Annotated in this window: 19 protein-coding genes; all 19 read right to left on the reverse strand. The window is 53.3% G+C overall.

Features of this window, described 5'->3' with window-relative positions; genetic code table 11:
• Positions 1-19 precede the first annotated feature (19 nt).
• The 19 genes from EV209_RS00660 to EV209_RS00750 all read right to left on the reverse strand — a co-directional run bounded on the left by EV209_RS00660 (position 20) and on the right by EV209_RS00750 (position 14,721).
• A complete protein-coding gene (locus tag EV209_RS00660) occupies positions 20-1,210 on the reverse strand; it encodes an acetate/propionate family kinase (protein WP_130432057.1) in 1,191 nt (396 codons plus the stop codon).
• 106 nt (positions 1,211-1,316) lie between these two features.
• A complete protein-coding gene (locus EV209_RS00665) occupies positions 1,317-1,937 on the reverse strand; it encodes an epoxyqueuosine reductase QueH (RefSeq protein ID WP_130432059.1) in 621 nt (206 codons plus the stop codon).
• A 75-nt stretch (positions 1,938-2,012) separates the two neighbouring features.
• Positions 2,013-3,137 carry an RNA polymerase sigma factor RpoD gene (gene rpoD, locus EV209_RS00670; RefSeq protein WP_130432061.1) on the reverse strand — a complete coding sequence of 375 codons (1,125 nt, stop codon included), beginning with the start codon at positions 3,135-3,137 and terminating at the stop codon, positions 2,013-2,015.
• A gap of 100 nt (positions 3,138-3,237) precedes the next feature.
• Positions 3,238-4,131 (reverse strand): diacylglycerol/lipid kinase family protein, encoded by an 894-nt coding sequence (locus EV209_RS00675; RefSeq protein ID WP_130432063.1) that lies wholly within the window; start codon positions 4,129-4,131, stop codon positions 3,238-3,240.
• 17 nt (positions 4,132-4,148) lie between these two features.
• Positions 4,149-4,937, reverse strand: a complete 789-nt coding sequence (locus EV209_RS00680) for a DeoR/GlpR family DNA-binding transcription regulator (RefSeq protein WP_130432065.1) — start codon at positions 4,935-4,937, stop codon at positions 4,149-4,151.
• A gap of 214 nt (positions 4,938-5,151) precedes the next feature.
• On the reverse strand, positions 5,152-5,700 hold the full coding sequence (locus EV209_RS00685) for a BMC domain-containing protein (RefSeq protein ID WP_130432067.1): 549 nt from the start codon (positions 5,698-5,700) through the stop codon (positions 5,152-5,154).
• Positions 5,697-7,040, reverse strand: coding sequence for a 4Fe-4S dicluster domain-containing protein (locus EV209_RS00690; protein WP_130432069.1), 1,344 nt, complete (start codon positions 7,038-7,040; stop codon positions 5,697-5,699). The genes EV209_RS00685 and EV209_RS00690 overlap by 4 nt, the downstream gene beginning before the upstream one ends.
• A gap of 6 nt (positions 7,041-7,046) precedes the next feature.
• A complete protein-coding gene (locus EV209_RS00695; protein ID WP_130432071.1) occupies positions 7,047-7,310 on the reverse strand; it encodes a EutN/CcmL family microcompartment protein in 264 nt (87 codons plus the stop codon).
• 26 nt (positions 7,311-7,336) lie between these two features.
• Positions 7,337-7,951 carry a phosphate propanoyltransferase gene (locus EV209_RS00700; RefSeq protein WP_130434086.1) on the reverse strand — a complete coding sequence of 205 codons (615 nt, stop codon included), beginning with the start codon at positions 7,949-7,951 and terminating at the stop codon, positions 7,337-7,339.
• A 144-nt stretch (positions 7,952-8,095) separates the two neighbouring features.
• Positions 8,096-8,374 (reverse strand): BMC domain-containing protein, encoded by a 279-nt coding sequence (locus EV209_RS00705; protein ID WP_130434088.1) that lies wholly within the window; start codon positions 8,372-8,374, stop codon positions 8,096-8,098.
• 147 nt (positions 8,375-8,521) lie between these two features.
• Positions 8,522-8,809: a BMC domain-containing protein gene (locus EV209_RS00710; protein ID WP_130432073.1), complete on the reverse strand. Its 288-nt coding sequence runs from the start codon at positions 8,807-8,809 to the stop codon at positions 8,522-8,524.
• A gap of 24 nt (positions 8,810-8,833) precedes the next feature.
• Positions 8,834-9,109, reverse strand: a complete 276-nt coding sequence (gene pduA, locus EV209_RS00715; protein ID WP_130432075.1) for a propanediol utilization microcompartment protein PduA — start codon at positions 9,107-9,109, stop codon at positions 8,834-8,836.
• Positions 9,110-9,133: 24 nt separating this feature from the next.
• Complete coding sequence (locus EV209_RS00720) at positions 9,134-9,448, reverse strand: BMC domain-containing protein (RefSeq protein WP_130432077.1); 315 nt, start codon at positions 9,446-9,448, stop codon at positions 9,134-9,136.
• 21 nt (positions 9,449-9,469) lie between these two features.
• Positions 9,470-10,675 carry a zinc-binding dehydrogenase gene (locus EV209_RS00725; protein WP_130432079.1) on the reverse strand — a complete coding sequence of 402 codons (1,206 nt, stop codon included), beginning with the start codon at positions 10,673-10,675 and terminating at the stop codon, positions 9,470-9,472.
• Positions 10,676-10,688: 13 nt separating this feature from the next.
• Positions 10,689-12,080, reverse strand: a complete 1,392-nt coding sequence (locus EV209_RS00730) for an aldehyde dehydrogenase family protein (RefSeq protein WP_130432081.1) — start codon at positions 12,078-12,080, stop codon at positions 10,689-10,691.
• A 36-nt stretch (positions 12,081-12,116) separates the two neighbouring features.
• Positions 12,117-12,914, reverse strand: coding sequence for a class II aldolase/adducin family protein (locus EV209_RS00735; protein WP_130432083.1), 798 nt, complete (start codon positions 12,912-12,914; stop codon positions 12,117-12,119).
• A 123-nt stretch (positions 12,915-13,037) separates the two neighbouring features.
• A complete protein-coding gene (locus EV209_RS00740; RefSeq protein WP_130432085.1) occupies positions 13,038-13,538 on the reverse strand; it encodes a EutP/PduV family microcompartment system protein in 501 nt (166 codons plus the stop codon).
• 3 nt (positions 13,539-13,541) lie between these two features.
• The gene (locus EV209_RS00745) at positions 13,542-13,919 is read right to left on the reverse strand and encodes a BMC domain-containing protein (RefSeq protein ID WP_130432087.1); all 378 of its coding nucleotides are present in this window, start codon (positions 13,917-13,919) and stop codon (positions 13,542-13,544) included.
• Positions 13,920-13,923: 4 nt separating this feature from the next.
• Positions 13,924-14,721: a glycyl-radical enzyme activating protein gene (locus tag EV209_RS00750; protein ID WP_130434091.1), complete on the reverse strand. Its 798-nt coding sequence runs from the start codon at positions 14,719-14,721 to the stop codon at positions 13,924-13,926.
• Between the last annotated feature and the right edge of the window lie 16 nt (positions 14,722-14,737).

A 14,737-nucleotide genomic window follows, 5' to 3' on the forward strand; every position in this document is an offset into this window, starting at 1 on the left:
TCTTAAATATCTTTACAATTTATTTTACCAGCGCAACTGTCTCTCTGGCGATTGCCAGTTCTTCATTGGTGGGAATCAGAATTGCCAGCGCTTTTGAATCATCCGTGGAGATAATTCTCTCTACGCCGCGGCAGTTATTCTTTTCATCATCAATCTTAATACCCAGGAAAGCAAGGTGCTCCCCTACCAGCTTGCGGATCACGGAATCGTTTTCACCGATGCCGGCCGTAAACACGACAGCGTCCACTCCGCCCATTGCGGCAGCGTATGCGCCCACATATTTCGCTACGCGGTAGGAAAATACTTCCTGTGTGGTTCTGGCCTGCTCATTTCCTTCATTTGCCGCGTTTTCCAGATCGCGGAAATCGCTGCCGATGCCGGACAGCCCTTCCACGCCGGACTTCTTATTCAACACATTCATCACCTCAGACAGGGTCAGATTTTCCTTCTGAGCGATAAATTCAATGATCGCGGGATCAATATCTCCGCTTCTGGTTCCCATCACAAGGCCTTCCAGAGGAGTCAGGCCCATGGAGGTATCGATGGATTTGCCGTCCTTCACCGCGCATACGGACGCGCCGTTGCCCAGATGGCAGACTACAATCCTGGTACCCTCTGCTTTGCCGCCCAGCAGCTCAATGGCTCTCTTGGATACAAAGCTGTGGCTGGTCCCATGGAAACCGTAGCGTCTCACGCCATATTTTGTATAATATTCATAAGGCAGACCGTAGAGATAAGCCTTTTTGGGCATTGTCTGGTGGAAAGCAGTGTCGAATACGCCTACCATAGGCACGCCGGGCATCAGCTCTTTGCAGGCATTAATGCCGATCAGGTTTGCGGGGTTATGAAGAGGCGCCAGGTCGTTGCATTCCTCAATGGCTTTCAGCACCTCGTCTGTCAGAAGTGTGGAACAGGCAAATTTTTCTCCCCCATGCACTACGCGGTGCCCCACTGCGCCGATCTCATCCAGGGAAGAAATCACGCCGTTCTCCTTGTCTGTCAGCTCCTTGAGCACCAGGCTGACAGCTGCTGTATGGGTGGGCATCGCTGCGTCAATTACCACTTTATCCTTGCCTTCCGGCTTATGGGTCAGACGGCCGTCGATCCCGATACGCTCACACAAACCTTTTGCCAGAACTTCCTCTGTCTCTGAGTCAATCAGCTGATACTTCAAAGAAGAACTACCGCAGTTAATCACTAAAACTTTCATTATTATACCTCCTGTGTCTCTCCGGGGGACAAACCCCGCTTTGATTTTATTTTACTCTGATTTCCAATCTCTGTAAAGTCTTTATTTGAACATTTTGCACAAAAACTCATACAATCCTGTTTTTAGAAAACTCACATCCACAATAATTCTGCCGGTAAAGCCCGTATTCCGCGGAAAGCTGAATGGACCGCTGGTATCCTCCGCGCTTTTTAAAATCAGAGAAGAGGTAGGGCGTGCCGTAAATTTCTGCCAGCTCTTTTCCAATTTCATTCAGCCTGGCAGCGTTCTTCATAGGGCTGATTGACAGGGTTGTGGTAAAATAGTCGAAGCCTCCTGCGGAGGCCGCCTGTGCCGCAGCTTCCAGACGCAGCCTGTAGCAGCCGAAACACCGGGCCCCGCCTTCCGGGATCTCCTCCAGCCCCTTTGCCATCGCGTAAAACGCCTCCGGCTCATAATTTCCTTCCAGGAAACCGGCCGGACGGGCCAGGGGCATTTCACGGATCAGCCGCTGCTGCTCCGCCGCCCGTTTGCGGTACTCCTCTTCCTCTGTGATATTGGGATTGTAATAAAATATGGTGATATCAAAATATGAGGACAGATATTCCAGCACATAGCTGCTGCAGGGCGCGCAGCAGCTATGCAGCAGCAGCCTGGGAATCTTTCCCTCTGCCGCCAGCATGTCCAATTCCTGTTCCATCTTTTTCTGGTAATTGATTTTCTGTTCCATGCGCCCTCACTTTCCTGAACTTCCAGACAAAACGGGAGGACTGCTCCTGCAGCCCTCCTCATGTTATGTACGGGATTATAAAAAATCTCTGATTCTCTTGCTGCGGACGGGATTCCTCAGCTTGCGCAGCGCCTTGGCCTCAATCTGCCTGATCCGTTCCCGGGTGACATTGAACTCCCTGCCCACCTCTTCCAGCGTACGGGGATGGCCGTCCTCCAGCCCGAACCGAAGCACGATCACCTGCTTCTCCCGGTCCTTCAGATCCTGCAGCAGCGTATCAATGTGCTCCCTCAGCATTACGGATTCCACATTGCCTTCCGGCGTTACCGCATTGTTATCCGCCACAAAGTCTCCCAGATTGGAATCGTCTTCCTCACCGATAGGCGTCTCCAGCGAAGCGGGCTCCCTGGCGATCTGCATGATCTCCATCACCTTGTCTTCGCTCATCTCAAGCGCCTCCGCCAGTTCCCCTACCGAAGGCTCATATCCCAGCTCCAGCGTCAGCTTTCGCTGCATCTTTGACATCTTGTTAATCGTCTCCACCATATGCACCGGAACACGGATCGTTCTGGCCTGATCCGCCAGCGCTCTGGTGACAGACTGCCTGATCCACCAGGTTGCATAGGTGCTCAGCTTATAACCTTTTGTATAATCGAATTTCTCAACTCCCTTGATCAGCCCGAGATTTCCTTCCTGAACCAAATCCAGAAAGCTCATGCCGCGCCCTGTGTAGCGCTTTGCAATGCTGACCACCAGCCGGAGGTTCGCTTCGATCAGACGGTCCTTTGCTGCCACATCCCCTTCGGATTTCAGTTTTGCAAGACGAAGTTCTTCTTCTGCTGATAACAGCGGGACCGTGCCGATCTCCTTCAGGTACATCCGCACAGGGTCTTCCGTGCCGATGCCTTCCAGCAAATCAATGGCATCCAGGTCAATCTCTTCTTCCTCTTCCTCATCTGCAAAATCCAGAATCTCTTTATCCAGCAGCATGCTCTCGTCAGGTGTCATCTCGTCCCCCAGCACGCGGAGAACATCTATTTTCTTGTCCTCAAGATACTGATAGACATACTCCCATTCTTCCGGAGTCAATGACACGCCCACAAAGAAATCATTGATGTCATTCAAATCCAGTGTCCGGTTCTTGCTAACGCCGATTTCGACTAATTTACCAAGACTTTCCTTTAATGTTTCCTTCTCCACTGAACGTCATCCTTTCTTTGCCATCATCCGACATGTACCTGCACAGACTATAATATTATCATATTCTTCGTCAAATGTAAAGTAGTTCCGACATTTTTAGCTATTTTTCTCCTACCATAATCTGGAAAGCGCCGGGGATATTTTCTATTTCCACATCTTTCAGATTTCCGCCGAATTCTCCGTCCAGCACCCATTTCACAGGCTTCTCCGCTTCTACTTTCAGATGGCCGGTCTGGAAATGATAAAAATATGGGGAATCCAGCTTCCGCATGGTCAGAGCCGTGAGCAGCGCAGGCATTTCCAAAGGGTTTTGAGGGTCCTTCACCAGGGTCACCTCGAAAAGGCCGTCATCCAGCTGGACGTTATCCCCTGTCAGCCCTTTAAATCCCGCCACTGAGGTGGCGTTGCTCACCATCCCGTACAGAAAATCGTCTTCTATCACCAGCTCCCCGGAAATCACTTTCATGTGATGGGGCTTAATGGAATCCAGCCGCTTTGCCCCCTCCAGAATATATGCCGGATGCCCCAGAACATTTTTCGTCTGCTGTGGAGTGGTATAAGAAACTTCTGTAAAGGCGCCGAAGGCCGCCACATAGACAAAATGCTGCATGCCAAATTTACCGATATCACAAAGAAACTCCCGGCCTCCCGCCACAATCCTGGCAGCTTCCTGCATGTTTTTAGGCAGCTTCAGGGTAGAAGCAAAATCATTTGTGGACCCGGAAGGGATATAGCCAAGTACAGGCCTTTTTTGGCATTTCATCAGGCCGCACAGCACTTCGTTCAGCGTGCCGTCCCCGCCGCTCAATACCACCATATCATAGGCCTCCGCCTGATCCGCGGTAATTTCGCTGGCCTGGCCCGGATACTGGGTGACCTGGACCGTCACTTCATACCCCACCTTGCAGAACGTATCCAGGATGCCCAGCAGCTGGTTCTTAATCTGAGCCTTTCCGGAATGCGGGTTCACAATCATCAGCATTTTCTTCCCCATAAGCACCTCTTTCTCTGTTACTCCTCCTCTTTCTCCACAACCCCTTCCGGATACCTGCAGCTGACCCCGGCCGCAGTGAAAATCTGTTTCCACCGCTCTTCTGGTTCTTTATCTGTGACCACCGCCGTCAGGTCTTTGAGGCTGCCGATCTGTGTAAAAGATATTTTATCGAATTTTGTGCTGTCTATGGCCAGCACCTTTTGGAAAGCCGACTCCAGCATGCACTTCTTTGTCTGGGCGTGCATTTCGTTGGATTCTGAAAATCCTCTGATTTCATCAATCCCCTTGCAGGATATCACAGCCATATCCACATGGAAGGACGCCAGCATCCGCTCCGCCTGAGGGCCCACCAAAGCCAGAGAACCTTCCCGCAGTGAACCGCCGGTGGAAAAAATCCGCCAGCCCACCACATCCGCCAGTTCCACCAGGATCTCCACTGAATTTGTGATCAGCGTAATATTTTTTTTATTTTTAATGCTTCTCGCCACAAAGACCGCAGTAGAGCTGGCATCCAACATAATATGATCCCCGTCGTGAATTTGTTCCGCCAACAGCTCGGCTATTTTTTGTTTTGCGGCAATATTGGCGTTTTTCCTGATCGTGAAGGGCAGGTCAACATTATTATTTTCATTGATCACCGCACCGCCGTAGGTCTTTATCGCAAATCCGTCCTTTTCCAGCCTGTCCAGATCCCGGCGTATGGTTTCTTCGGAAACGCCATAGTGCTGGCTCAGTTCGCTGACTACCACACGCCCGTCCCTCTGCAGGGATTCCAGAATCATATTTCTTCTCTCTATTGCAAGCATGGTACTCTCCTTTTCAGCTATCCTAGCATATAATTCCTGTTTTGTCAAAACTCTGTCGTAGTGCGCATCCTCCCGGAGGATTTTGTTTCATAGGGAGCGCGGTTTCCTATGAAATGAAAAAACAGCCCCAGACAGCGCGCCGCCGCTTTCCACCTGTTCCCTAACACCGGAACAGGCCGACAGAGACGTCTGCTGACTGGGGCGGCCCCTCAGATCAAACAATTTTATTGCAGATTTTTTTATCAGGATGGGCGATCACTGAGGAATCCAGATACATCCCGCTCTCTTCAATGGTCTGCTTGGCTGCCTGGATCGCCGCGTCCACCGCCGCGATTTCCCCGGTGAGCATCACATAGGACTTTCCGCACATTCCACGGGCCACACGGACTTCGATCAGATCAACAATCGCTGTTTTCGCCGCCACATCCGCAGCCACAATGATGGAAGGAGCAGAATACGTTTCCATAATTCCCAGGGCGTTCAGCTCGCCGATATGGGTGGCCCCATAAATTGCCGGAAGAATGCTTTCGTGAGGGTTGCCCAACACAAAACTGTCAATCAGGAAACGCTCATACTGCACTCTGGCCCGGTCCACGCTGGCTTTCACCGCGCTCAGGTCTCCCGTAATCAATACAATATATTTACCAGGACATACAACAGAAGCCTCTACAATATCGATATCTGCAGTTTTCGCCATGGCGTCGGCCGCTTCCACGCCAGCCGAAACCGTCTTATATTCTACCATGCCGATCGCTCTACTCATTGTGCACGTCCTTTCTGATTCGCATTTATTATTATGTAGGAATCCGTCACATCAGTCACACTTCCCGAAATAGAAGCATGAACCGGAAGGCTCAGTCCTTTCCCCGGCTCCGCCACCATCTGCCCGGCTTCCACCATATCCCCTGCTTTTACCACAGGACAGGCAGGCGCGCCGATATGCTGCCGCATCAGGAGCTTCACATGATCCGCATGCACCGGCTCATTTTTCAGCGGAGCAGGCACGTTATAGTGGGTCAGGCACATCCTCTTCATCAGCCTCTCCACCGGAACCCTTCGCAGCTGCCGGTGTTCTGTCACCGCTCCGGCTTCCCTCTTCTCCGGACGGATTCCCGCAGCCCTCAGGCCGCTCTTATATTCTGTCAGCAGCGCCGCGGGAGCCAGTCCCTGGGGGCAGGAATACATGGAGCAAAGGCCGCAGGAAGAACAATACAGGGTATCCAGGAAAATCCCCGGGTCCTGAACGTCCTTACAGGTGGCCGCCCGCATGAACAGATGCGGATGGCTGGGATGGCCCAGCAGATATCTTGGGCAGAGATCTGTACACATCTGGCACTGGCAGCAGGAAGCCGCGGCCCGCATCAGCTCAATTTTTGTATTCCCTTTTTTCCGCTGTATCACATAGTGGTCTGACGGCAGCACAATGATGGCGTTGGAAGTTTTGGTGATCAGATCATTTTCTGATACCAGATTTCCCATCATCGGCCCGCCCATGATATAGGCAGGATCTTTGCAGGTCGCCCCGCCTGCCAGCTGCACCACGTCGCCGACAGTAACTCCCAGCGGCACCCGGACTGTCACAGGATGGTTCACCTCAGCTACCACGCTGACCAGCTTATCTGTCACAGGAACATCCTGTTTCAGGGCCTGGGCCAGGTTATAAACTGTTTCCACATTGAATACAGCCACTCCGATATCGATGGGCAGACCTCCGGGCTGAACCACCTTGCCGGTGGACTCATAAATCAGAACCACTTCGTCTCCCGCCGGATATACCTCCCGCAGAAGCTTCAGCCGCATATCAGGATAGGCCCCGATCTCGGATTCCACCGCTGCCACTGTTTTGGCATAGGAACGTTTCACCGCCACAATAGATTCCTCTGCGCCCACAGCCTCCTCCAGCACATGGAAAGCGTGAAGAATCTCCGCAGTTTTCTCTCTGAGCAGCTGGCGGTGCAGCTTCAGCAGCGGCTCGCACTCCGCGCAGTTCATGATAATTGTCTTCACCCTGGAGTCCAGCTTGGCATAAGTGGGAAAACCCGCGCCGCCCGCGCCGCAGATACCGTGCTGCTGCAGGATTGCACTCAATTCTTTCATTTCCATAGCCGCTTACTCCAGTCCTGTTCCGTCATCAATAATTCCCACAATCGCGGCGTCCACCGGCGCGTCGGGAACGCCGCAGCCGATCCTGGCCGCGCTGCCCTGGGCGATCAGCACATACTCGCCGATGCCTGCGCCGATATTGTCGATTGCCACAATCCGCGTACCGTTATGAAAACTGGGGACAGGTTCCACAATCATAAATTTATTGCCGATCAAATTGTCATTCTTTCTGGTGGAGACAACGCTCCCCGTCACTTTTCCAATTATCATTTATCCTTCCTCCAGCCGCCGGTACTTCAGTTCCGGAGAATGCTCACCGTCTGGCCAGTGGCGATCTTCGCCGCATTGGCCTCGTCTGTATCGATATGCATCTCCAGGGTGAAACTATCATCCACGCGGATTTTTACATGATTGAAGATTGTTCCGCGCTCATTATCCGCTTTCACGGATACAATGTCTCCGTCGTGCACCCCTGCCGCCAGTGCGTCTGCAGGAGACATGTGGATATGGCGCTGGGCGATGATGCAGCCCTCCTCCAGATACACCACGCCTCTGGGGCCCACCACTGCCACAGGCGCGCTGCCTGCCAGCTTGCCAGACTCCCGGATCGGCGCTTTCACGCCCAGTTTAATGGCGTCTGTGGCGGAAATTTCCACCTGGGACTGTTTTCTCACAGGGCCCAGCACCCGTACATTCTCTATTGCGCGAAGCTTCAGGCCGACAATAGTCACTGTCTCGTTGGAGGCAAACTGCCCGCCCATCAGCTCTTTTTTCTTTGTTAATTGATAACCCTTTCCGAATAACTGCTCCACATGTTCCTGGGTCAGATGAACATGCCTGGCGGAAACGCCGATCGGAACTACATAGCCGTCGCTCTGCTTTTTCTGAGACTCGATGGCTTCCAGGACCATCCTGGTAATCAATGCGATATTCTGATTGTCTTCCACTCGTTTCACCCGCTTTTCTTAAGATTCCCACGCCGCGCCTGAGGCCTTTTAGGGCTCAGGGCCCGGAAGCGCCCCGTCGGGACGCCTCCGCTAAGCTGATCTTTTTCATTATTTCAGTTCAGGCAGAATCTTCTCCACATCGTTATGAGGACGAGGAATTACATGAGTCGCTACCAGCTCGCCCAGTCTGCTCGCGTTAGAAGCGCCTGCTTCCACGGCAGCCTTTACAGCGCCCACGTCGCCGCGGACCATTACGCTTACCAGACCGGAACCGATCTTCTCTGTGCCGATCAGAGTTACATTTGCTGCTTTCAGCATGGAATCTGCTGCTTCAATCGCTGCTACCAGACCTCTGGTTTCCACCATTCCCAATGCTTCCTGTGCCATAATTTTCTCCTCCTTCTGAGTGACCTTAAGTTCGTTATTTTTAACTTCAGCAGCTGTATTTTCAGCTGTTGCTTTTGCTTTGGATACTCTTGACCTCGGCGCTTTCGCCGGAGCCTTTATCTCTTTTTCTTCCATTGGTATCACCGCCTATTTCTTCAACCGGCTGGCGCTGAGCTGCACCATTTTGACAGTTTCCTCGTGAGGGCTGGCAATGACCGTATAGGCCACCGGCTTTTTGATGGCTTTTTCCACCGCGGTTTCCACCGCCTGGGTAACAGACGAGACATCACCCTGTACCACCAGTGTTACCAGACGGCCGCCCAGCTTCCGCTCCCAGGTCACAAGCTCCACCTGGGCTGTCTTGCACATCAGATCCAGCGCGTCAATCGCCGCGGTCACACCGCTGATCTCTATAAAACCATACGCATTACCCATTGCGCTTCGCTCCATTCACGTTTATTAGATGGTAGGCAGGATCTTCTCCACATCGTTGTGGGGGCGGGGAATCACATGAACCGCTACCAGCTCGCCCAGTCTGCTGGCTGCTGCGGAGCCTGCTTCTGTCGCAGCCTTCACAGCTCCCACATCTCCGCGGACCATAACAGTTACCAGACCGGAACCGATCTTTTCTGTACCCACCAGAGTCACCTCTGCGGACTTAATCATTGCATCGGCAGCCTCGATTGCTGCTGTCAGACCTCTTGTTTCTACCATTCCCAATGCCTGCTGTGACATAATATTATCCTCCATAAAATGTTTTTAGTTTTTATCCAAGCCGTTCAGACGGAGCATTTTTTCTGTGTCCTCTGTGGGGCTTGCAATTTCATGAACTGCTACGATGCCGGATATTTTCCTGGCCGCCTCGGCTCCCGCGTCCAGAGCCGCGCGCACGTCGGACACGCTTCCCCGGAATTTTACAGTTACCAGAAGGGGCACCGGAAGGGAATCCGCGTTGGCCGGCTTATTCCGGTCGAAGGGTTCCATCCGCACATTGGCCGCTTTGCATCCTGCGTCGCCCGCAGCAAACGCAGCCACCAGCCCAAATACTTCCAAAAAGCCTACTGCTTCTGCCATTGCACAATCTCCTCGCCGTGATTACTGGTTGATGATGGCAATCTTCAGGCCTTCCATTGCCAGATTGGTCTTGTGCGCCTCATTGATCTGGTCCAGCGGGAAGGTATGGGTGATCAGCTTATCCATGGGAAGGCCGATCCCCTTCGCCCTCTTCAGGAAATCGAAGGTCGTGGCATAATCTCTCAGGGTATATACCCAGGAACCCACTGTGGTGATTTCCTTGGAGCAGATATCAAAATGAGGGTTGATCGTAGCGTCGCCGCCGTTGATAAAAAAGCCCAGCTCGCAAAGTCCGCCGCCGTTGCGGATAAATTTGTAGATATTGGCGTGGGCCACCGGAGAACCGGTGCACTGGAATGCAAAATCAGCCAGATGGCCGCCGAAGCTGGCCTCCACAGCGCCTGCCAGCGCTTCAATCCCTTTATGTTCCTTAAAGTTCACTGTCTGAGTCGCGCCCATCATCCTGGCAAAATCCAGCCGTTTCTGTTCGCCGTCCACTGCGGTGATATTCTCGATGCCCATAGTCCTAAGCACCGCGATACAGATCAGGCCGATGGGGCCGCAGCCCTGTACCGCCACTCGGCTGTTGAACCGGAGAATGCCCGTAGTCTTGGCCCGCTCCACTGCGTGAATCAGAACCGCGCAGGGCTCGATCAGGATTCTGGAATACAGGTCCAGATCACTGACGTTGAAAATCGTGGAACCTTTGCGGATCAGGATGTAATCGGAAAACCATCCGTTCAGGTGGATGTCGTCATCCGGCAGAAGGCCGTAAACATCAGCGCCTCCCACATTCTGCTTGTTCAGGTCAAACATGGTGATATCCGGATTATCCTTGAAAATCATACAGGAAACCACCTTATCGCCAACCTTCAGCGGTTTGCCGGCGCTGTCTGCTTTTACATCCTTGCCCATCTTCACGATCTCGCCGGTGCCTTCATGGCCCAGCACTACGGGAATCAGGCTGAACGGGTCGCGCTTGAATTCATGGGCGTCGGTGCCGCAGACGCCGCAGCCTTCTACTTTTACCAGAATGTCCCCGTCCCCTACTTCCGGGATGGGATACTCTTTAATATCGTAATGCTCCAGGGCTGTCAGCATGGCCACGCGGGCTGTCTTGGGCACCGCTGTGTTCCCGGACGCCTGAGGAGCCGCAGCCTTGTCTCCGGTCATTCCGGCCAGAACCTGCTTTACGATCTCTTCAATATTTACATTGTTCATATCCATTGTCTTTCCTCCATTACCGGATGCACAGGCTGTCTGACATCACGCAGCGTCTTCTCTTGGTGAAGGTGCTGGCGCTGGTCAGGCCCTCTCCGGTACGGCTGGCGATGGTGAAGGTACAGAAGCCTTCTCCGCCAAAGCCCAGCGCCGCATAAGACGGCGCGTTCTTCACCAGGATCGCGGTGTCGATTGCCTTTGCATATTTTGTGATGTGGTCGATATTCTTGGAATGGATGTGGGCGGAATGGCGGTTGCCGTGTTCCAGCCATACGGCCTGCTCCACAGCGTCGTCAAAATCCTTTGCTCTCACCACGCCCAGAATGGGCATCATCAGTTCCTCGGAAATCAGCGGATGTTCCTTGGCTCCTTCAAACACGATACAACGGATGTTGGAAGAAACATTTACGCCGATCATCCCCAGCAGCGTCCTGGCGTCCCGGCCCACGCATTTGCGGTTCAGGCCTTTGGCCGTCAGCACGGTGGCCGTCAGTTTGTCCTGCTCCTCTTTGGAAGCCAGATAGCAGCCCTGTTCTGTTGTCATATAATACATCAGCTCATCGGCCACGCTGTCCACTGCCACGATCTCTTTTTCCGCGATGCAGGGAAGGTTGTTGTCAAATGTACAGCCGTTCACAATGTCCTGAGCGGCTTTGCGGATATCCGCCGTCTCGTCCACCAGTGCGGGAGGATTGCCGGCGCCGGCGCCGATGCCTCTCTTTCCGGAGGAGAGCACTGCTGTCACAACGCCCGGCCCGCCGGTAGCTGCGATCAGGGGAATATCCTTATGTTTCATCATGATATTGCTGGAATCCAAAGTGGGCTTCACCAGGGATACCGCGATATTTTCCGGGCCGCCTGCTTCTACGGAAGCCTCATTTACCAGGGATACCGCAAAATTAGAGGTCTTAATCGCCGCGGGATGGGGATTGAACACCACCGTGTTGCCGCCGGCAATCATGCCGATGCTGTTGCACAGGATGGTTTCGCTGGGGTTGGTGCAGGGGGTAATGGCGCCGATCACGCCGAAGGGGCCCATCTCAATCAGGGTCAGGCCTCTGTCCCCGGACCAGGCTGTGGTAGTGATATCCTCCGTACCGGGAGTCTTCTCCGCCAGCAGCTGATGCTTTAAAATTTTATGGGGCACATTGCCCATGCCGGTCTCTTCCACGCCCATGCGGGCCAGAGTCTCGGCATTTTCCATTGTTTTTTTACGGATGTTGGAGATAATCTTTTCTCTCTGATCCATGGACATGCGTTTCAGCACAGCCTGCGCTTTCTTCGCCGCCGCGATGGCTTCATTCATATCAGTGAAGATACCCGTCTGCTTTGCGGAAGTATTTCCTGAAAGCTGCATTTTAGCCATCACTTCTTTTACAATGTCCTGAACCAGCTGTTCGTTTACAGCCATTTCAATGCCTCCTCGCTTCTGCTTTCCGGGGGACAATTACAGTCCCAGCTGCTCCATAACCTTCTTTGTGATGGAAGCGACCAGATCAGCATTTTCAGAAGCTCCTGCATGGCTGCAGTTTCCGCCGCAGTTGTGGCAGCTGGGCTTGCCGGCCTTGGTGTTGGGGCAGAGATCAGCGGGATGCTTGCCCTTCAGGCCGAACTGTCTGCGGATCTCGTACAGTCTCTGAACCTGCTCTTCAGACAGCTCCTTGGGGCCGCCCAGAAGCTTTGCCTGGTACAGCAGCTGCGCGTAGAACTCAGTGGATTCCATCTTGAAGTATGCGTTCAGCAGGCTGTCGGAGAAGGTCAGCGCGCCGTGGTTTGCCAGCAGAACGGAATCGAAATGCTGTACATATTTGGAAACTGCATCCGGAATTTCTTCTGTGGAAGGTGTGCCGTACTCAGCGATGGGCACGCAGCCCAGAGCGATCACCGCTTCCGGCATGATAGGCTGTGTCAGCGGAATGCCTGCGATGGCAAAGCTGGTAGCGTACATGGGATGAGCATGTACCACAGCATTTACATCGGGACGCTCTCTGTATACTCTCATATGCATCTTAATCTCGGAAGAAGGGCGGAAGCTGCCGTTTGCCTGCAGCACCTTTCCGTTCTCGTCCACCTTGCAGATGTACTCAGGCGTCATGAAGCCCTTGCTCACGCCGGTGGGGGTGCACAGGAATTCGTGGTCGTTCAGCTTTACGGAAATATTGCCGTCGTTAGCCGCAACCATGCCTTTGTTGTAAATTCTTTTGCCGATGTCACAAATCTCTTTTTTGATTTCGTACTCGTTCATTACTGATCCTCCTGATTAGATGTGAAATAATGGATGTCACATGACTGTTTTTATTATAGTGCAATACCATCAGAAAGTCAATGGCTTTCTGTTGTTTCTAGAGTGTTTTTCGGAAATTTTCCGCTAGTTTTTGTTGTTTGATGTTGTTTCTTGTGTGGCTTCCTGAGTTTTCTCGGCTTCCCAGGGCATTTCATCCCCTTCTTCCCGCAGATAATCCAGAATCTCAGCCACGCCCTCTCCTGTTTTGGAATTCACATGGAAAATCTTTTTGCAGCCGGTGAGCCTAAGCCACCGGTCAGCCCGCTCCACATCAGCGCCGGGATCGTCGATCTTTGTCACAATCCCCACCACCTCCCGGTTCACCATGCAGGTGATGTTGGGGGGATACAGGGAGTAGGGTTCCGTGGCGGACATCAAAAGCCCCACCACGTCCGCCTCATAGGAATACAGCGCCAGAGCGTATCCCAGGTTTTTGGTCTGGGCGTATTCTCCGGGCGTATCAATGATCACATCAAAGTAGTTCACATACTGGGTTTTATGATAGCGGATCTTCTCGCCTTTTAGCGCCTGGGTCAGCGTGGTCTTGCCTGCTTCGCTCCTGCCCATGAGTACAATCTTTTTCATGGCTTATGTCCTTGTCACTTCACAGACTGTAAAGTGAAGGGTCTCCTGAGCGTATGCACAGACGGCGCGCACCGCGGCGTCCACTTCGGATACCGTGCCGGTGAAAATCAGCGTGCCGCTGAACCGGTCCACAAAGCTGAGGTCCACGCCGGCAGCCTTTACCGCGATATCCGCGCCGATGATCGCCGTCTCCGCCGGGCTCATGGTGATGATGCCGATGGCGGATTTGCTGTAATCGACGGAAGGGTCCAGCCCCAGCTTCTGATACAGAATTCCGTCCGGCGCTGCGATAATATGGGCCAGGGTGATCTGTTTGCCCGGCACCAGCTCCTGTACGATCCGCATCTTGTCACCGGTGGCGGTCATATCCTGAAAATCCATTCGCTCATCCTCCTATCTGGCATTCCACGCCTCCGGCGGCCGATCTGGCCGCATCCAGCAGCCGTTCCATCTGTTCGTTTCCCGGCGGCAGGATCTCTTTCATGGAATATTCTCTCCCCAGTCCCTCATATTTGTCCTGCCCCAAACGATGGTAAGGCAGAAGATGCAGGCGTTTTACATTCTTCAGGGCCGCGGTATACCGCGCAATGGCCCTGATCTCTTCCGGCGTATCATTAAAGGTGGGGATCACCGGAACCCGGATGGACAGCTCCGTCAGCCCGCTGTCCGCGATCTTTTTCGCGTTTTCCAGCATCAGCTCGTTGGAGCTTCCGGTAAATTCTTTATGCTTGGCGGGATTCATATGCTTGATGTCCAGCAGATACTGGTCCAGCCAGGGTAAAATCTTCGCAATCACTTCATATTTGGCGCAGCCCATGCTCTCCAGCGCGGTGGTAAGCCCCCGCAGCTTGGCGGTCCGCAGAAGCGCCAGCGCGAAATCCGGCTGGCACAGGCTCTCGCCGCCGGAAAGGGTCAGGCCGCCGCCGGTCCGCCGGTAATAGGGCCGGTCCTTTTCCACGGTTTCCATCACCTCCGCCACCGTCACGTCCTGACCGATGGTCTTCGGCTTGCCCTGCACTGTCATGGTCTCGATTTCATAGCGCTGGGACTCCGGATTGCAGCACCAGCGGCACCGCAGCACGCAGCCTTTCAGGAACACGATGGTTCGGATGCCGTTCCCGTCATGGATGGAATACCGCTGGATATCGAAGATCCTCCCCCTTGTCTGTAAATCCTTTTCCATTTGCTCGTTCAAGGGG

The sequence above is a fragment of the Cuneatibacter caecimuris genome (genome assembly GCF_004216775.1).
In the GTDB taxonomy this organism is placed as follows: domain Bacteria; phylum Bacillota; class Clostridia; order Lachnospirales; family Lachnospiraceae; genus Cuneatibacter; species Cuneatibacter caecimuris.

Excerpts from the sequence above, each read along its gene's own strand:
- EV209_RS00660 (WP_130432057.1), bottom strand. The coding sequence starts at position 1,210 with ATGAAAGTTTTAGTGATTAACTGCGGTAGTTCTTCTTTGAAGTATCAG.
- EV209_RS00665 (WP_130432059.1), bottom strand. The coding sequence starts at position 1,937 with ATGGAACAGAAAATCAATTACCAGAAAAAGATGGAACAGGAATTGGAC.
- EV209_RS00675 (WP_130432063.1), bottom strand. The coding sequence starts at position 4,131 with ATGGGGAAGAAAATGCTGATGATTGTGAACCCGCATTCCGGAAAGGCT.
- EV209_RS00680 (WP_130432065.1), bottom strand. The coding sequence starts at position 4,937 with ATGCTTGCAATAGAGAGAAGAAATATGATTCTGGAATCCCTGCAGAGG.
- EV209_RS00685 (WP_130432067.1), bottom strand. The coding sequence starts at position 5,700 with ATGAGTAGAGCGATCGGCATGGTAGAATATAAGACGGTTTCGGCTGGC.
- EV209_RS00690 (WP_130432069.1), bottom strand. The coding sequence starts at position 7,040 with ATGGAAATGAAAGAATTGAGTGCAATCCTGCAGCAGCACGGTATCTGC.
- EV209_RS00695 (WP_130432071.1), bottom strand. The coding sequence starts at position 7,310 with ATGATAATTGGAAAAGTGACGGGGAGCGTTGTCTCCACCAGAAAGAAT.
- EV209_RS00700 (WP_130434086.1), bottom strand. The coding sequence starts at position 7,951 with ATGGTCCTGGAAGCCATCGAGTCTCAGAAAAAGCAGAGCGACGGCTAT.
- EV209_RS00705 (WP_130434088.1), bottom strand. The coding sequence starts at position 8,374 with ATGGCACAGGAAGCATTGGGAATGGTGGAAACCAGAGGTCTGGTAGCA.
- EV209_RS00710 (WP_130432073.1), bottom strand. The coding sequence starts at position 8,809 with ATGGGTAATGCGTATGGTTTTATAGAGATCAGCGGTGTGACCGCGGCG.
- pduA (WP_130432075.1), bottom strand. The coding sequence starts at position 9,109 with ATGTCACAGCAGGCATTGGGAATGGTAGAAACAAGAGGTCTGACAGCA.
- EV209_RS00720 (WP_130432077.1), bottom strand. The coding sequence starts at position 9,448 with ATGGCAGAAGCAGTAGGCTTTTTGGAAGTATTTGGGCTGGTGGCTGCG.
- EV209_RS00725 (WP_130432079.1), bottom strand. The coding sequence starts at position 10,675 with ATGGATATGAACAATGTAAATATTGAAGAGATCGTAAAGCAGGTTCTG.
- EV209_RS00730 (WP_130432081.1), bottom strand. The coding sequence starts at position 12,080 with ATGGCTGTAAACGAACAGCTGGTTCAGGACATTGTAAAAGAAGTGATG.
- EV209_RS00735 (WP_130432083.1), bottom strand. The coding sequence starts at position 12,914 with ATGAACGAGTACGAAATCAAAAAAGAGATTTGTGACATCGGCAAAAGA.
- EV209_RS00740 (WP_130432085.1), bottom strand. The coding sequence starts at position 13,538 with ATGAAAAAGATTGTACTCATGGGCAGGAGCGAAGCAGGCAAGACCACG.
- EV209_RS00745 (WP_130432087.1), bottom strand. The coding sequence starts at position 13,919 with ATGGATTTTCAGGATATGACCGCCACCGGTGACAAGATGCGGATCGTA.
- EV209_RS00750 (WP_130434091.1), bottom strand. The coding sequence starts at position 14,721 with ATGGAAAAGGATTTACAGACAAGGGGGAGGATCTTCGATATCCAGCGG.